At 73.2% G+C, this 14,895-nt stretch carries 16 protein-coding genes; 7 read left to right on the top strand and 9 right to left on the bottom strand.

What is annotated here, in order from left to right:
* Positions 1–40: 40 nt before the first annotated feature.
* Entirely contained in the window at positions 41–1,408 is a 1,368-nt protein-coding gene (locus IF04_RS0104525) for a dipeptidase (RefSeq protein ID WP_030251218.1), read from the bottom strand.
* 279 nt (positions 1,409–1,687) lie between these two features.
* Between IF04_RS0104525 and IF04_RS0104520 the strand changes: the two genes are divergently transcribed.
* The 3 genes from IF04_RS0104520 (at position 1,688) to IF04_RS0104510 (ending at position 5,016) form a co-directional block, all read left to right on the top strand.
* Positions 1,688–2,890 (top strand): geranylgeranyl reductase family protein, encoded by a 1,203-nt coding sequence (locus IF04_RS0104520; RefSeq protein WP_030251216.1) that lies wholly within the window; start codon positions 1,688–1,690, stop codon positions 2,888–2,890.
* Between the two features lie 128 nt (positions 2,891–3,018).
* Positions 3,019–4,335, top strand: a complete 1,317-nt coding sequence (locus IF04_RS0104515; protein ID WP_078599841.1) for a sensor histidine kinase — start codon at positions 3,019–3,021, stop codon at positions 4,333–4,335.
* 15 nt (positions 4,336–4,350) lie between these two features.
* A complete protein-coding gene (locus IF04_RS0104510) occupies positions 4,351–5,016 on the top strand; it encodes a response regulator transcription factor (protein WP_030251209.1) in 666 nt (221 codons plus the stop codon).
* Here IF04_RS0104510 and IF04_RS38590 read toward each other — a convergent pair.
* The gene (locus IF04_RS38590; protein WP_030251206.1) at positions 4,977–5,243 is read right to left on the bottom strand and encodes a DUF6332 family protein; all 267 of its coding nucleotides are present in this window, start codon (positions 5,241–5,243) and stop codon (positions 4,977–4,979) included. The two genes, IF04_RS0104510 and IF04_RS38590, sit on opposite strands and share 40 nt — an antisense overlap.
* A gap of 178 nt (positions 5,244–5,421) precedes the next feature.
* On the opposite strand from IF04_RS38590, the gene IF04_RS0104500 reads away from it, so the two are divergent.
* Complete coding sequence (locus IF04_RS0104500) at positions 5,422–6,300, top strand: SMP-30/gluconolactonase/LRE family protein (protein ID WP_030251203.1); 879 nt, start codon at positions 5,422–5,424, stop codon at positions 6,298–6,300.
* A gap of 65 nt (positions 6,301–6,365) precedes the next feature.
* Here the strand turns inward: IF04_RS0104500 and IF04_RS0104495 are convergent, their stop codons facing one another.
* Positions 6,366–7,175, bottom strand: coding sequence for a maleylpyruvate isomerase family mycothiol-dependent enzyme (locus IF04_RS0104495; protein ID WP_030251201.1), 810 nt, complete (start codon positions 7,173–7,175; stop codon positions 6,366–6,368).
* The gene (locus IF04_RS0104490) at positions 7,162–7,593 is read right to left on the bottom strand and encodes an SCO4225 family membrane protein (protein WP_051830690.1); all 432 of its coding nucleotides are present in this window, start codon (positions 7,591–7,593) and stop codon (positions 7,162–7,164) included. The genes IF04_RS0104495 and IF04_RS0104490 overlap by 14 nt, the downstream gene beginning before the upstream one ends.
* A gap of 324 nt (positions 7,594–7,917) precedes the next feature.
* Between IF04_RS0104490 and IF04_RS0104485 the strand changes: the two genes are divergently transcribed.
* Positions 7,918–9,150 carry an ROK family protein gene (locus IF04_RS0104485; protein ID WP_030251195.1) on the top strand — a complete coding sequence of 411 codons (1,233 nt, stop codon included), beginning with the start codon at positions 7,918–7,920 and terminating at the stop codon, positions 9,148–9,150.
* A gap of 23 nt (positions 9,151–9,173) precedes the next feature.
* Here IF04_RS0104485 and IF04_RS0104480 read toward each other — a convergent pair whose 3' ends face one another.
* Positions 9,174–10,127, bottom strand: coding sequence for a phosphotriesterase family protein (locus IF04_RS0104480; protein ID WP_051830688.1), 954 nt, complete (start codon positions 10,125–10,127; stop codon positions 9,174–9,176).
* Positions 10,128–10,297: 170 nt separating this feature from the next.
* Between IF04_RS0104480 and IF04_RS0104475 the strand changes: the two genes are divergently transcribed.
* On the top strand, positions 10,298–10,603 hold the full coding sequence (locus tag IF04_RS0104475; RefSeq protein WP_030251190.1) for an SHOCT domain-containing protein: 306 nt from the start codon (positions 10,298–10,300) through the stop codon (positions 10,601–10,603).
* A gap of 229 nt (positions 10,604–10,832) precedes the next feature.
* On the opposite strand, the gene IF04_RS0104470 is transcribed toward IF04_RS0104475, so the two are convergent.
* Positions 10,833–11,342 carry an ATP-binding protein gene (locus IF04_RS0104470; protein ID WP_078599839.1) on the bottom strand — a complete coding sequence of 170 codons (510 nt, stop codon included), beginning with the start codon at positions 11,340–11,342 and terminating at the stop codon, positions 10,833–10,835.
* A gap of 308 nt (positions 11,343–11,650) precedes the next feature.
* Positions 11,651–11,935, bottom strand: coding sequence for a hypothetical protein (locus IF04_RS0104465; protein WP_030251186.1), 285 nt, complete (start codon positions 11,933–11,935; stop codon positions 11,651–11,653).
* 242 nt (positions 11,936–12,177) lie between these two features.
* Between IF04_RS0104465 and IF04_RS0104460 the strand changes: the two genes are divergently transcribed.
* Positions 12,178–13,371: a PLP-dependent cysteine synthase family protein gene (locus tag IF04_RS0104460; RefSeq protein ID WP_425428363.1), complete on the top strand. Its 1,194-nt coding sequence runs from the start codon at positions 12,178–12,180 to the stop codon at positions 13,369–13,371.
* A gap of 87 nt (positions 13,372–13,458) precedes the next feature.
* On the opposite strand, the gene IF04_RS0104455 is transcribed toward IF04_RS0104460, so the two are convergent.
* Both IF04_RS0104455 and IF04_RS0104450 read right to left on the bottom strand, forming a co-directional pair.
* Complete coding sequence (locus tag IF04_RS0104455) at positions 13,459–13,932, bottom strand: SRPBCC family protein (protein ID WP_030251181.1); 474 nt, start codon at positions 13,930–13,932, stop codon at positions 13,459–13,461.
* Between the two features lie 84 nt (positions 13,933–14,016).
* A complete protein-coding gene (locus tag IF04_RS0104450; RefSeq protein ID WP_030251177.1) occupies positions 14,017–14,859 on the bottom strand; it encodes a DeoR/GlpR family DNA-binding transcription regulator in 843 nt (280 codons plus the stop codon).
* Between the last annotated feature and the right edge of the window lie 36 nt (positions 14,860–14,895).

Genomic DNA, 14,895 nt, shown 5'->3' with positions numbered 1-14,895 from the left:
AAGGGGGGGCCGGTGCCGGCCCACCCCCACCCGTACGCTCCTACGCCCCCGCCTTGCTCCCCGCGTACCGCTGCAGGAACAGCGCCTCCGCCAGCGACAGCCGCTCCAGCTCCTCCGGGGACACGCTCTCGTTCACCGCGTGGATCTGCGCCTCCGGCTCGCTCAGCCCGATGAGCAGGATCTCCGCCTCCGGGTACAGCGCGCCGAGCGTGTTGCACAGCGGGATGGAGCCGCCCATGCCGGCGGACTGCATCTCGGTACCGTCGTACGCCTCGCGCAGCGCCGCCGCCATCGACTCGTACGCCGGGCTGCTGAGGTCGGCGCTGAACGGCTGGCCCTGGCCGACCTGCTCGACCGTGACGCGGGCGCCCCAGGGCGCGGCCGACTCCAGGTGCGCGGTGAGCAGCTTGGTGGCCTCGGCGGCGTCCTGGCCCGGCGGCACCCGCAGGCTCATCTGCGCCCGCGCGCTCGCCTGTACCGACGGGGTGGCGCCGACGACCGGCGGGCAGTCGATGCCGATGACGGTGACGGCCGGGCGGGCCCAGATGCGGTCGGCAATGCTGCCGGAGCCGATCAGTTCCACGCCGTCCAGCACCTTGGCGTCCTTGCGGAACTCCGCCTCGTCGTACTGGAGGCCCTGCCACGTACCGTCCGCCGCCAGCCCCTCGACCGTTGTGGCACCGTCCTCGGCACGCAGTGAGTCCAGGATGCGGATCAGCGCGGCGAGCGCGTCGGGCGCGGCGCCGCCGAACTGCCCCGAGTGCAGATTGCCCGCCAGCGTGTCCACCTGTACGCGCAGCATCGTCATGCCGCGCAGCGAGGCGGTGACCGTGGGCAGGCCGGCGCGGAAGTTCCCGGTGTCGCCGATGACGATGGCGTCGGCGGTGAGCAGGTCGGGGTGGGCCTCCGCGTACCGCTCCAGGCCGCCCGTGCCCTGCTCCTCCGAGCCCTCGACGATCACCTTGACGTTGACCGGCACACCACCGTGCTCCTTGAGCGCGCGCAGCGCCGTCAGGTGCATGATCAGGCCGCCCTTGCAGTCGGCGGTGCCGCGGCCGTACCAGCGGCCGTCGCGCTCGGTCAGCTCGAAGGGCGGGCTCAGCCAGGCGCTGTCGTCCAGCGGCGGCTGCACGTCGTAGTGCGCGTACAGCAGGACGGTGGGGGCGCCGGCCGGGCCGGGCAGGAAGCCGTAGACGGACTCGGTGCCGTCCGGGGTCTCCAGGATCTCCACGTTCTCGAAGCCCTCGGCCCGCAGCGCACCCGTTATCCACCGGGCCGCGGCCTCGCACTCGCTCTTCGGGAACTGCGCGGGGTCGGCGACCGACTTGAAGGCCACCAGCTCGGTCAGTTCGGCCCGGGCGCGGGACTGCAGCGCGGCGACGGTGGTGGCGAGCGGGCTGTCAGGCATGGGAACGCTCCTTGTGGGCGCGACGTTGTCCTGTCGGGACGGTGTCCGCGGGGGCCCGGGGCGGCGCGGATTCCGTCCGGTGAGCATGCGTACGTGACGCGTCCTGCGTAGGGGATGGTGCCTCCGATCTTCCCACAGGCACCTCCGCGATCAGCGAGCCGTAGGATGCGGGCGGTACGCGCACGGCACGGGCGGTACGCGCAATGGTGCGGGCGGTACGGCAGCCAGGGATCCATGCCAGGGATTCGTACCAGGGATCGATCGGGAGTAGCAGCACAGGTGAGCAGCGAGAGCGCAGCCCAGGACGGCCGTTTCGTGTGGGACGTGGTGGTGGTCGGCGCGGGGCCTGCGGGCGCCTCGGCGGCCTATGCCGCGGCCTGTACGGGACGCCGCGTACTCATCCTGGAGAAGGCCGAACTTCCCCGGTACAAGACCTGCGGCGGTGGCATCATCGGCCCCTCGCGCGACGCGCTGCCGCCCGGCTTCGAGCTGCCGCTGCAGGACCGCGTGCATGCCGTGACGTTTTCCCTGAACGGCAAGCTGACGCGAACGCGCCGCTCCCGGCAGATGCTCTTCGGACTCATCAACCGCCCCGAGTTCGACGCCCAGCTCGTCGAGTCCGCGCAGAAGGCGGGCGCCGAGCTGCGTACGGGCGTCACGGTCAGCCGCGTCGAGCAGCACGGCAGCGCCGTTCCCGACCGCCGTACCGTCGCGGTCGTGCTGAGCGGCGGCGAGACGGTGCTCGCGCGGGCTGTGGTCGGCGCGGACGGCAGCGCGAGCCGGATAGGCGCGCACGTCGGGGTCAAGCTCGACCAGGTGGACCTCGGTCTGGAGGCGGAGATCCCGGTGCCGCCGACGGTCGCCGAGGACTGGGCGGGGCGGGTGCTCATCGACTGGGGGCCGATCCCGGGCAGTTACGGGTGGGTCTTCCCCAAGGGCGACACGCTGACCGTCGGTGTGATCTCCGCGCGCGGCGAAGGTGCGGCCACCAAGCGGTACCTGGAGGACTTCATCGCGCGGCTGGGGCTCGCGGGCTTCGAGCCGTCGATCTCGTCCGGGCATCTGACGCGCTGCCGCGCCGAGGACTCGCCGCTGTCGCGGGGCCGGGTGATGGTCTGCGGCGACGCGGCCGGGCTGCTGGAGCCGTGGACGCGCGAGGGCATCTCCTTCGCCCTGCGGTCGGGCCGGCTCGCGGGGGAGTGGGCGGTACGGGTGGCCGAGGCGCACGACGCGGTGGACGCGCGCCGCCAGGCGCTCAACTACGCCTTTGCGATCAAGGCTGGGCTGGGCGTCGAGATGGGCGTGGGCCGCCGGATGCTCGCGGTCTTCTCCCGCCGTCCGGGCCTCCTGCACGCCACGATCACGGGCTTCCGCCCGGCATGGAACGCCTTCACGAAGATCACCCGCGGCACGACCACCCTGGCAGAGCTCGTCCGCACCCATCCGCTGGCCCACCGGGCGCTGTCGGCGTTGGATCGGTGAGTTCGGATCGGTGAGGGGGCGGGGCTGTTCCCCCGCTCCTCTGCCCCTCTCCGTACTCCCCACGGAGTACCGGCCGGCACCGCGCCAGGGGGACGCCCCGGGCGCATGGGGCGGGCTAGCGTGGCGGCATGGACAGCGGCGTGGACAAGGGGCGGCCGTCGTGGGTGCGGGACCGCCTAGGACGGCTCGGGCCCGCGCGCGGGCGCCGGTCCGTGACTCCGGGCGGTGAGCGGTCGCCGGACTCGTGGCCCGACGACGGCACCGCGCGGCGCCTGCCCTGGCGTTCGACCCTGCTGATCGCCGTGTTCGTACAGGTCGGTACGCGCTTCGCCGCGCACGGGCAGCCGGACCGGGCGCCCCTGGACGGTCTTGCGGAGTTTCTGCTGCTCGCGGGCTCCCTCCTGCTGCTCGTACGGCATCGTTTTCCGCGCGTCGTCGCGTTCGGCACCGCGGCCGCCGCGCTGCTCTACCTCGGTGGCGGGTATCCGTACGGTCCGGCCTTCCTGTTCGTGGCGGTCGGGTGCGTCGCCGCTGTCGTGGCGGGGCGGCGCGTCGCGGCCTGGAGCGCGGTGGGGCTGCTGTGGGCCGGGCATCTGCTCGTCGGGCACTGGCTGTACCGATGGCTGCCGCCGGCCGCCGACGGTGCCGCGCCGTGGGGGCAGGAGCTGATCGTCGCCGCCTGGGTGGTGGCGATCGTCGCCGCGTCCGAGCTGGGCCGCGTACGCCGCGAACAGCTCGCGCACGCCCGGGCCGAACGCGCGGCGGCGGAGCGGCGCCGGGCCGACGAGGAACGTCTGCGGATCGCGCGGGAGCTGCACGACGTCCTCGCACACAGCCTCTCCGTCATCAACGTCCAGGCCGGCGTCGGGCTCGCCCTGCTCGACGACGACCCCGAACAGGCGCGTACGGCCCTGACGACGATCAAGGGAGCCAGCAAGGAGGCGCTCGGCGAGGTCCGGCAGGTGCTCGACACGCTGCGCGCGCAGGGGCGGGCGCCCAGGTCACCGGCGCCCGGACTGGCCCGGCTGCCCGAACTGACCGAGCAGGCGAAGAGCGCGGGGCTCGACGTGGCCGTGTCGGTCGAGGGCCGGGTGTCCGGGCTGCCGCCGGGCGCGGACCTCGCGGCCTTCCGTATCGTCCAGGAGGCGCTGACGAACATCGTCCGGCACTCCGGGGCCCGCAGCGCACGTGTGCACCTGGCACGGGCGGCGGACGCCCTGCGTCTTCGCGTCGACGACGACGGGCCGGCCACGGGCGAGGGACCGCCCGGTGGCGGAAACGGCCTGGTCGGCATGCGCGAACGCGCCGCCGCGCTCGGCGGCGAGGTCCAGGCGGGCCCGCGCCCGGACGGCGGCTTCACCGTGCGCGCCACGCTCCCGCTGCGGGGGGAGCAGTGGTACTGGTGCGGAGGACGGCGAGACGGCGGCCCGCGCGGCGGGCGATGATGACGAGGAGAGCGCGTGATCCGGGTACTGCTCGCTGACGATCAGGTGCTGGTACGCGCCGGCTTCCGGGCGTTGCTGGACGCGCAGCCGGACATCGAGGTGGTCGGTGAGGCGGCCGATGGCGAGGAGGCGCTGACGGCCGTACGGGAGCGGCGGCCCGATGTCGTCCTCATGGACATCCGGATGCCGGTCGTGGACGGGCTGGCCGCCACCCGGCGGATCACCGGGGACGAGCGGCTGGCCGGAGTGAAGGTGGTCATGCTGACCACCTTCGAGCTGGATGAGTACGTGTTCGAGGCGATCCGCTCGGGCGCCTCCGGGTTCCTCGTGAAGGACACCGAGCCGGACGAACTGCTGCGTGCCGTACGCGCCGTGGTCGCCGGTGATGCGCTGCTGTCCCCGGGGGTGACCCGGCGGCTGATCGCAGAGTTCGCCGCCCGTTCGAAGGAGCCTGCCGCGGCGGCAGGGCTGGACCGACTGACCGAGCGGGAGCGGGAGGTGATGGCGCTGGTCGGCATCGGGCTGTCCAACGAGGAGATCGCGCGGCGGCTCGTCGTCAGCCCGCTCACGGCCAAGACGCACGTCAGCCGCACGATGGTGAAGCTCGGGGCCCGGGACCGGGCCCAACTGGTCGTGCTGGCCTACGAGTCGGGGCTCGTGCGCCCCGGCTGGCTGGGCTGACGCCACCGCCACAGGACCCGCACCACCCGGTGGACGAAGGCCACGCCGCCGACCAGCGCCGCGCCCACGAGCCAGGAGCCGCGCCAGGAGGCGGGCAGCACGTCCCAGAGGGCGGGCGCCGCGCAGATCAGGAAGGCGAGGGCGCCGACGAGCGCACCGGTCACCACGGCGAAGACGATCTCGACGGTGACGGCGTCTCGTTGGGCCTGCGAGAGGGTCGGAGACACGGCACGAGTCTGTCATGCGCACGGGATTGCCGCTGCCCTCCGGCCGCTCATAGGCTGAGCGCTTCCGGCCGGTCACCGGCCGGAACCAGCGCATGCACGGCAGTGGCGCACGCCTCGTGCCGCAGCTACTCGCGCCGGGAGAGCCGGAAGAACTGGTGCCGGGAGAAGGCGAGCGGTCATGAGGCAGTGGGACGTTGCGGTGCGGTCGGGCGCGCGGCTCGGTGAGGGGCCGACGTGGGACGCCGCGCACGCGCGGCTGATCTGGGTGGACATCCTCACCTGTCGGGTGCACACGTACGACCCCGCCACCGGGCGCCGCACCGTCATGGTCACCGAACAGCACGTGGGCGCCGCGAAGCCGCGCGCAGCAGGCGGTCTGGTCGTCAACCTCCGGGACGGAGTGGGCCTCTACGACGCGGCCGGGAAGTTCTCCTGGCTCTCCTACGAAGCGGTGCCGGGGCGGCGTGGCAATGACGCGGCCGTGGCGCCCGACGGCGCGCTGTGGGCCGGGACCATGTCGTACGACGAGACGCCGGGCGGCGGCACGCTGTCCCGCGTCGCGCCGGACGGCTGCACCGTGCGGGTGCTCTCGGACGTCACGGTCAGCAACGGCATCGGCTGGAGCCCGGACGGCCGGCTGATGTACTACATCGACACCCCGACCCGGCGGATCGACGTCTTCGACGTGGCTGCCGGAGACGCGGGCGCCGAAGACGGGGGCGCCGCGGGGCAGTTCGCGCACGGCCGGCGTCCCTACGTGGAGATCGAGCAGGGCGCCGGCTTCCCGGACGGGCTGTGCGTGGACGCGGAGGGCTGCGTCTGGGTGGCGCTGTGGGACGGCGGGCAGGTGCGCCGCTACACACCCGACGGCGCCCTCGACCGTACGGTCGAACTGCCCGTCCGGCGCCCGACCGCCTGCGCCTTCGGCGGCCGTGACCTCACCGACCTCTACATCACCACGGCTCAGGAGGACACGCCGCGGCATCCGCTGGAGGGCTCGGTGCTCGTCGTCCCGGGCGCGGGCAAGGGGCTCGACCAGCCGGCCTTCGCGGGCTGAGGACCGCGGCCGTCCGTGCCCCGCACGGGGCCCGCGGGCCGGTCGCCGGCGGGCCACGGCCGCGATCAGATCGCGAACAGCTCCTGCCAGAGCCGGGGGAAGGAGCCGTCGCCGGCGAGCGTCACCGTCACCGCCTCCGAGCTCTGCCACGGCAGGCGGTTCCACAACATCGCGTAGAGGTCCGCCGCGGGGCCTTCGAGCACACAGTCCGGCGCGGAGCCGGTCGCCGGGCCCGCCGCGCCGTCCTCGTCGCCGGTCGCCGTCTCCCGCTCCGTACGAGGCGGCGTGTCCGAAAGGCGCACCCGCCAGGCGGCGTTGCCCGTGCCGGCGGCGCCGGGCGCGTCCGTGGTGCGTATATACAACTCCTTGTCGGGCGCCGTGCGCGCGCGGGCGCGGTCACTGGCGAGGAAGCCCGTCAGCAGCTCGTCGATGCCGTCCGCGGCGAACGCGGGATCGACGGCGGAGAAGCCGGCACCGAGCGCCGCCTCGGCGTCGATGCGGTGTATCGCCGTCTCATGAGCCTGCCGGCGGGCCCAGAACGCCAGCGGCGAAGAAGCGGGCAGGAAGGTCCAGCAAGCCAGGTCGGCCGGGGCCGCCGCCAGCGCCGCGACCAGCGCGGCATGGCCCTCGCGCACCCACTCCACCAGCGCCGTGCCGTCCAGGTCGGGCGCCTCGGGCGGCCGCACGCGCCCGTCCGTCGCGCCCGTGACATATCCCGTCGCCCAGCGGTGGACGCGGCCGATGTGCACGAGCAGGTCGCGGACCTGCCAGTCGGGACAGGACGGGACCGAGGCGTCGGGGCCGGCCTTGTCCGCGGCGTCCGCCAGCAACTGGCCGTCCCGGCGGAGCATTTCGACAAATTCAGTGATCTCCATACCACCGAGTGTCCCAGCCGCCACTGACAACGGCCTTGGGCGCGGCCGGCCGGCTGCGCAGAGCGCGGTGGACCAGACCCAGCAGCAGCGCGTTGACCAGCGCCGCGAGGCCGATGGTGGCCATCGAGTACCAGGCGGGAGCGCCCGCGTCGCTCCACATCGCATCCCCCGCGAACCACAGCGGGAAAAGTGTCGGGGAGGTGAGCAGCGCGGCCCAGACGCCGGACATCGAGGCGTCCGGATGGTCGACGAAGAGCGAGTCGACGACGGCGAAGACCACCGCCGCGGCGACCAGGGTCAGGTAGATGCAGGAGACGGGATTGCCGAACGTCAGCCGCGCCGCGTCGCGCAGGCGGGGAGCAGGGTGCGCCCGCTGCCGGGGCGTCTCGGGGTCGCGGTGCCGGAGTATCGCCTTCATGTGTCCCCCCAGGGGCGGTCCATGTGCAGTTGCAGAGGTACGTGTCCAGTCGTACGTGCTCCGGGCGGGACGGACATCCGTGTTCGTACTCACATGCGGGCGTCCGTACTCAAGTATCGAGCCGGAACCGTGGGCTGTCAGTGCGTGATTCCGGCCGCATGGGCGCCGGGCCGGCCGCGGCCCCCCTCGGGGCGAGCGGACGGGTGGCCGTACACGGTGCGGGCGCGGGGGTAGCGTCTCGGTGTGCGGCGCGCGACCGGCGGATTTCCGGGAGGCGGCGGGCCGTGTTTTGTTCATACCGGATACAAAGTCAGAATGGACGGCGTGACCCACACACGGACGACCAGGCTGGAGCGGGGCCGTGGCGCGCTCGGGCCCGCGCTGGAGCTCGTACACACCGGGCGCGCGCCGACGCGTGCCGTACTGACCTCCGAACTCGGCGTGACGCGCGCGACGGCCGGTGCGGTGGCCGCCGAGCTGGAAGCGCTCGGCCTCATCACCGTCGACGCGCACCCGACCGCCGCCGCCGGCACCCAGGGGCGCCCCTCGCACCGGCTGTTCATCGCCGACCAGGGGCCCGTAGTGCTGGCCGTGCAGATCCACGCCGACGGCTACCGGGTCGCCCTGGTGGGTCTCGGTGGCCGGATTGTGGCCACCACGTCCGGCTGCGGCACCATCCCCGCCGACCCGGCGCACATCCTGGCCGAGGCCGTACGCGCCGGTTCCGGGCTGCTGCGCGACTCCGGGCGGCAGTGCCTGGGCGCCGGGCTCGCCGTGCCCTCCGCGGTCGCCGAGCCCGACGGGGAGGCGCTCAACCCGCTGCACCTCGCCTGGCCCGCCGGCGCCCCCGTACGGGCGCTGTTCCTCCAGGCGCTGGCCGACGCCAAGGTGCCGGGCGTCACCGAGCACGTCGGCTTCAGCGGCAACGACGTCAACCTCACGGCCCTCGCCGAACACCGCCACGGCGCCGGGCGCGGCGCCCGCGACCTGCTGTGCGTGGCCTCCGGCCACCGCGGCGTCGGCGGCGCGCTGGTACTGGACGGCCGCCTGCACAGCGGAAGTTCCGGCCTGGCCCTGGAGGTCGGGCACCTCACCGTCAACCCGGAGGGCGCCCCCTGCCACTGCGGCAGCCGCGGCTGTCTCGACGTCGAGGCGGACCCGCTCGCCTTCCTCGGCGCCGCGGGCCGCACCCCGGGCCCCGAGGGCTCGCTGCTCAAGCAGGCGACGGATCTGCTGCGCGAGGAGTACGCGGACGCCTCCGTACGGGCCGCCGGCGAGCTGCTGATCGACCGGCTCGGCCTCGGCATCGCGGGACTGGTCAACATCCTGAACCCCGACCGCATCATCCTCGGGGGGCTGCACCGCGCGCTTCTGGAGGCCGACCCGGAGCGGCTGCGGGCAGTAGTGGCGGACCGCAGCCTCTGGGGGCGCAGCGGCGGCGTACCGATACTGCCCTGCACCCTGGACCACAACGCCCTGGTGGGCGCGGCCGAGCTGGCCTGGCAGCCGGTGCTGGACGACCCGCTGGTCGTCCTCGAGAGCGAGCGCGCCGGCTGACGCATCCGGGTGTGCGTCGCGGCTCAGGCCCGCCACTCCGTGGCGAAGGCGCGCGCCGGATTGGCCGTCAGCATGAGCTCCACGGCGTCCTTCTCCAGGGTGAGTTCGAGGCGGCGGCGCAGCCCGAGTACGACGTACGGCATTCCCGGCCCGCCGTCGACCGAACGGGCCCCGGCCGTGGTCGTGTCGCCGCCCAGCAGGACGTGGTCGCCGAACCCCGCGTCGACCAGCGCGGCCAGCGCCTCCGGGAGCCGCCAGTCCGTCGCGTGGTGCGCCCGCGAGGGGCCGTCGAAGGCCAGATAGGCGCCGGCCTCGGCGGCCGCGCGGTGGACGGCCGCGTCGGGGGAGCGGTTGAGGTGGCCGAGTATCACGTGCTGCGGCGGTACTCCCGCCCTGTTGCACAGCAGGTCGAGCACCTCGAGTGCGCCGGTGCCCAGCTCCAGGTGGACGCCGATGGCCGCCCCCGTGGCGTGGTGCGCCTCGGCCGCGGCGGACAGCGCGTGCCGGGCGTGCGCGTCCAAGCCGTGGAAGCCGCCCGCCACCTTGATGAGGCCGGCCCGTGGGCTGCCGGGCCCGCCGATGCCCTCCGTCAGCTCAGCCACGAACAGCCCTGCCAGGTCCTTACGGACCTGTTCGAGCGTCTCCGGTGCGTAGTGCGCCGCCTGATGCAGCCCGGTGGCCGCCACGATCCGTACGCCCGACTCCCGGGAAAGGCGCTCCAGTTCGGATGCGTGGCGCCCCATCCCGTACGGCGTCCACTGCGCCACTGTGCCGCCGCCCGCCTCCCGGAAGGCGCGCAGCTCGGCGGCCGCGGCCCCGGTGTCCGCCAGTTCCTGGCCGGGCAGCTGGGGCGTGGCGAGAAAGAGGTGGTCGTGCGCGTCGAACAGACCGCGCAGCGCCTTCGGGGGCAGGTCGCCCAGCACAGTACGGAGGGCAGGGGCGGTGACGGCCCCGATGGGGCGCTGACGTGTGGCCATGAAGGCACTTTACATACCAGTAGTTACAGTCCGGCGCCGCCGCCCTCGTTGCCGGGCGTACTCCCCAAGAGGTAGGCCCGGTGCCGCTGTCCGTACGACGACGGGAGGCGTCCGGCGGATCAGGCTCGAAGAGACGCGGAAGCAGCGTGACCTTCGAGGAGCTGATCATCATGGATGTCCTGGCAACACCCTGGTCCGGCGGCGGTCCCGGCCCCTGGATCCTGTTCTTCCCGCTGCTGTGGGCGCTCGCCGTCATCGGCGTGGTCACCCTGCTGCGGCGCACCGTATGGCGCGGGCGGGGCCCCTGGCAGCGGTCCGCCGCGGCCGGTCACACGGATGCCGGCCCCTCGCCCCTCTCCGTACTCGGCCACCGGTTCGCCTCCGGTGAGATCGACGAGGACGAGTACTGGCGGCGGCTCTCCGTACTGGACGAACAGTTCGGGACGCACGGCAAGGGCCAGGAAGGCGCGAGGTGAGCGTCGCACGCCGGCGTTCGGCGACCGGCGTACGTTCACCGTGCGCGCCGTCTACGGCGAGAACGGGCTCGCGGGCGACTGCGTGGTCAGCCGCGCGGCCTGGGAGCCGCATCGCGTCCAGGACGCCGGCACGGTCGTGGCCGTCACCCTGAAGGACGGGGCATCCCCCGATGCGCGGCTCGTGTCCGTACGGATGGCTGAGCGCCCTGCCCCTCGGGGGACCGGGCGCTCAGCCCACTCGTGCGCCGCGTGCGGGTGTGCGTACTCCGCCGCTCGCTTCGGCGTGCTCCGTCTCGGGCGGTTCCGGCAGACACTTGAGCGCGTGGCCCGGCTCCTCGCGGCCACGGGTGAGCGCCGGGAGCGTGAACCACACGACCTTGCCGGTGTCCTCCGGGCGGGCGCCCCAGCTCTCGCTCAGCTCCGCGATCAGGGTCAGCCCGCGGCCCCCGGTGTCCAGCGGCCCGGCCACCGCGGGCTGTGGCAGCCGGGGATCGAGATCGCGTACCGACACCGTCAACTGGTCCAGCAGGACAGACAGTTCCACCGTGCACTGCTTGCTGGGCAGGGCGTGCTGGTGGACGTTGGCCAGCAGCTCCGTCACCCCGAGCGTCGCGGGATCGATCAAGGCGTCGAGACGCCAGTAACGTAGCTGTGCCGATACGATTCTGCGCATCTGGCCGATGCGTGCCGGCAGGGCTTGGAGCTCCACCGCGCAGTGCCTGCTGGGCTGCCTGATCACGACCGCGACTCCCCTGATGAGGCCGGGCGCGCCCGCCGCTACGGAAACGCGAGGACCGGGTCCGGCGATGTCCCGTTCACCTGGAGTCACCGATGGCGAACTCCTGGTGATGCGAGTCAGTCCAGGGTCGGCCCGCTCCCGTACTCCCGCAACCGCAGAGGGGCCGCAACCGCAGCGCGTCCCACCGGTCTTCACCCGAATGCAGTCGCCGTGCCGCCGGTCGTGAACCCGTACGCTCCCCGCGCCCGCTTCCGCGGTCCGTAGGCGCGGTCCTCCGGGTGTCTCCGTCCGGCGCTCCGGTACGAGCGTCAGGTGCGGGCGCCGGCGGCCCGTACGGCGTCCAGGAAGCGCTCGGGGGCGCCCATGGTCAGGGAGTAGCGATGGCCGTTGATCGTGGCGAACGCGCGGTCCCGGGCCAGCAGCCGCGGCCGGTGGGCCTGGACCGACGTCAGCGGTGCGCTGTCGATCTCCGTGCCGTAGCTCGTCAGCAGTGCCAGCCTGCCGTCCCTGATGATGACCTGACCCGCTCGGGTCAGCGACCGCAGCCAGCGCTCGATGCGCACACCGGTCGCGTTGAACTCCGGCTCCCTCATGGAGCACCGCCTCCTCACGCACATGGCGACGGGAAAAGGCCCGCGCCCTTCATGAAGTCTGCCCGGATCGCGGCCCGGGCACCAGTTCCCCTGGTCGTGAGCCTGCGAACACCAGTACCCCGAGGGCTCCTTGGGGCTCCTCAAAGGGGTGTTTATGCAGGTGAGCAGCGTGTGGAGGATGGTTATGATCGAGCTGGGCCCGGTGGTCACGGCGGGCCGGGACGACCGCGAGGAGCACGTCGATGAGTACCGCACAGCACACGGACGGGCGGGACGACGGCCTCGCGGGTGCCCGCGACGGGTCCTGCGACCTCCCGGCGGCACCCGAAGGCGCGCCCCTGCCGACCCTGGACGTCGACCGCACCGACTCCGATTACCGCGGCTGGCTCAAGGAAGCCGTGCGCAAGGTCCAGGCGGACGCCAACCGCAGCGCCGACACCCACCTGCTGCGTTTCCCGCTGCCCGAGCAGTGGGGCATCGACCTGTACCTGAAGGACGAGTCGACGCACCCCACCGGCAGCCTGAAGCACCGCCTCGCCCGCTCCCTCTTCCTCTACGGGCTGTGCAACGGCTGGATCCGCCCCGGCAAGCCGGTCATCGAGGCGTCCAGCGGCTCCACGGCCGTCTCCGAGGCGTACTTCGCGAAGCTCATCGGGGTGCCGTTCATCGCGGTGATGCCCGCGACGACCAGCCGCGAGAAGACCCGTCTGATCGAGTTCCACGGCGGCACCTGCCACCTGGTCGCCGACCCGCGGACCGTGTACGACGTCTCCGCCCGGCTCGCGGCCGAGACCGGCGGGCACTACATGGACCAGTTCACCTACGCCGAGCGGGCCACGGACTGGCGCGGCAACAACAACATCGCCGAATCGATCTTCCAGCAGCTGCGCCTGGAGCGGTACCCGGACCCGACGTGGATCGTGGCCACCGCGGGCACCGGTGGTACCTCGGCGACCATCGCCCGCTACGTGCACTACATGCAGCGCGACACCCGTGTGTGCGTCGCCGACCCGGAGAACAGCTGTTTCTTCGACGGCTGGCTGAACGGCGACGCCGAGACGGACTGCCGCACCGCCTCCCGCATCGAGGGCATCGGGCGGCCGCGGATGGAGCCCAGCTTCGTGCCCGGCGCGATCGACCGGATGATGAAGGTGCCGGACGCGGCGAGCGTGGCGGCCGTACGGGCGCTGGAGACCGCCATCGGGCGCAAGGCGGGCGGCTCGACGGGCACGGGGCTGTGGAGCGCGCTGAAGATCGTCTCCGAGATGGTCGCCGCGGGCCGTACGGGCTCGGTGGTCACCCTTCTGTGCGACCCCGGTGACCGCTACCTCGACAAGTACTACTCCGACGCCTGGCTGGCCGAGCAGGGGCTGGACATCGCGCCGTACGCCCGGACCCTGCAGACCTTCCTCGCCGAGGGCACCTGGCCGGCGTGAGGGGTCCGCTGCGGGGCTCGTCGGAGGCCGGGCCGCCCGCGCCCCGACGCATCGCTCACACGCGCTCAGGCGCCGCCGAGGCGCCCTTCACACGCCGACGAGGCGCCGGTCCAGCTGCCGCATCGAGTCGCGGAACGCGCGGCCCAGCATCGGACGGCTCAGCTGCATCATCGAGCGGAACGGCGCGGGGCCGTCGGCGGCGAACGTCCACCGCACGAGCGTGCCGCCGGGCGCCGGGGTGAGCCGCCAGTCCTCCAGCAGGGCGCGCAGGCCCGGCACGTTGGTCTCGTCGACGCGGTAGGCGTAGTGCTCGGGGCGCTCGGTGGCCAGGATGCTCTCGAGGAAGCGGGTGCCGCCCGTCAGCCGGACCGAGCGGCCCTTGCCGCCGTCGGTCGGGGTGATCCGCGAGACCCCGGTGAACCACGCGCACCAGGAGCCGACATCGTCCGCGAGCGCGGTGTACACCGCTTCGGGGGGCGCGGAGAGCTCGGCTGCGAAGACCATCCGCAGCGGCGCGGACTCGGCGAAGTCGAGCCCGACAGGGCTCAGTCGGTGCGTCATGGGACGAGCACCCCCTACACACGGTGATGAGGTCAGGACCGAACGTCGAACAATCCGGCGTCGCACACCATAGCTGGGGCCTCGTCAGATGTCTGCGTCGTCTTCCGGCTCACCGGCCACCACCAGCCGCGGGGGCAACTCCGCGAACTCCGCCCGGGCGTGCGCCGGCAGACCGGGATCGGTGACCAGCACGTCCACCTGGTCCAGCGAGGCGAACGAACTCAGGCCCACCGTGCCCCACTTCGTGTGGTCAGCGACCACCACGACCCGGCGCGCCGATCGCACGAAGTGGCGGTTGGTCTCCGCCTCGGCGAGATTCGGCGTCGACAGCCCGGCCTCGACGGATATGCCGTGCACCCCGAGGAAGAGCGCGTCGAAGTGCAGCGAGCGGATCGCGGCATCGGCCACCGGGCCGACCAGCGTGTCCGACGGCGTCCGCACGCCCCCGGTCAGCACGACCGTGGCCGCTCCGGGACGCGGGCCACCGGCGCCCGCCGCCGCCCGCTGCGCGGCGTAGAACACATCGGCCACCCGGACCGAATTCGTCACCACCGTCAGGTCCGGCACGTCCAGCAGCTGATGGGCCAGTGCGAACGCCGTCGTGCCGCCCGCCAGCGCGATCGCGCTGCCCGGCGCCGCCATCTGGGCCGCCGCCTCGGCGATGGCCTCCTTCGCCGACAGCTCCAGAGAGGACTTCGCCTCGAACCCCGGTTCGTGCGCGCTCGGCTCGCTCACGGGGACGGCGCCGCCGTGCACCTTCTCCACGACGCCCTGGCGGGCCAGCGCGTCCAGGTCCCGACGGACCGTCATGTCCGAGACGCTCAGCTTGCGGGTCAGCTCATTGACGCGGACGCCGCCGCGCCGCCGCACCTCATCGAGGATCAGGGCACGCCGCTGCTCGGCGAGGAGGTTCTGGTTGTCACTCACCCGGCCTGTCCCTTCGTCCCGGCTCACGGCGCGCCC

It is taken from the genome of Streptomyces violens (assembly GCF_000717745.1).
Classification (GTDB): Bacteria; Actinomycetota; Actinomycetes; order Streptomycetales; family Streptomycetaceae; genus Streptomyces; species Streptomyces violens.
The sequence above is the reverse complement of the archived record's forward strand: the minus strand, read 5'-3'. Positions and strand labels throughout refer to the sequence as shown.

What these genes read in the sequence shown, in the direction of transcription:
- IF04_RS0104525 (WP_030251218.1), bottom strand. Translation starts at nt 1,408, where the DNA reads ATGCCTGACAGCCCGCTCGCCACCACCGTCGCCGCGCTGCAGTCCCGC.
- IF04_RS0104495 (WP_030251201.1), bottom strand. Translation starts at nt 7,175, where the DNA reads ATGGAGATCACTGAATTTGTCGAAATGCTCCGCCGGGACGGCCAGTTG.
- IF04_RS0104455 (WP_030251181.1), bottom strand. Translation starts at nt 13,932, where the DNA reads ATGACGCACCGACTGAGCCCTGTCGGGCTCGACTTCGCCGAGTCCGCG.
- IF04_RS0104465 (WP_030251186.1), bottom strand. Translation starts at nt 11,935, where the DNA reads ATGAGGGAGCCGGAGTTCAACGCGACCGGTGTGCGCATCGAGCGCTGG.
- IF04_RS0104490 (WP_051830690.1), bottom strand. Translation starts at nt 7,593, where the DNA reads ATGAAGGCGATACTCCGGCACCGCGACCCCGAGACGCCCCGGCAGCGG.
- IF04_RS0104515 (WP_078599841.1), top strand. Translation starts at nt 3,019, where the DNA reads ATGGACAGCGGCGTGGACAAGGGGCGGCCGTCGTGGGTGCGGGACCGC.
- IF04_RS0104475 (WP_030251190.1), top strand. Translation starts at nt 10,298, where the DNA reads ATGGATGTCCTGGCAACACCCTGGTCCGGCGGCGGTCCCGGCCCCTGG.
- IF04_RS0104500 (WP_030251203.1), top strand. Translation starts at nt 5,422, where the DNA reads ATGAGGCAGTGGGACGTTGCGGTGCGGTCGGGCGCGCGGCTCGGTGAG.
- IF04_RS0104460 (WP_425428363.1), top strand. Translation starts at nt 12,178, where the DNA reads ATGAGTACCGCACAGCACACGGACGGGCGGGACGACGGCCTCGCGGGT.
- IF04_RS0104480 (WP_051830688.1), bottom strand. Translation starts at nt 10,127, where the DNA reads ATGGCCACACGTCAGCGCCCCATCGGGGCCGTCACCGCCCCTGCCCTC.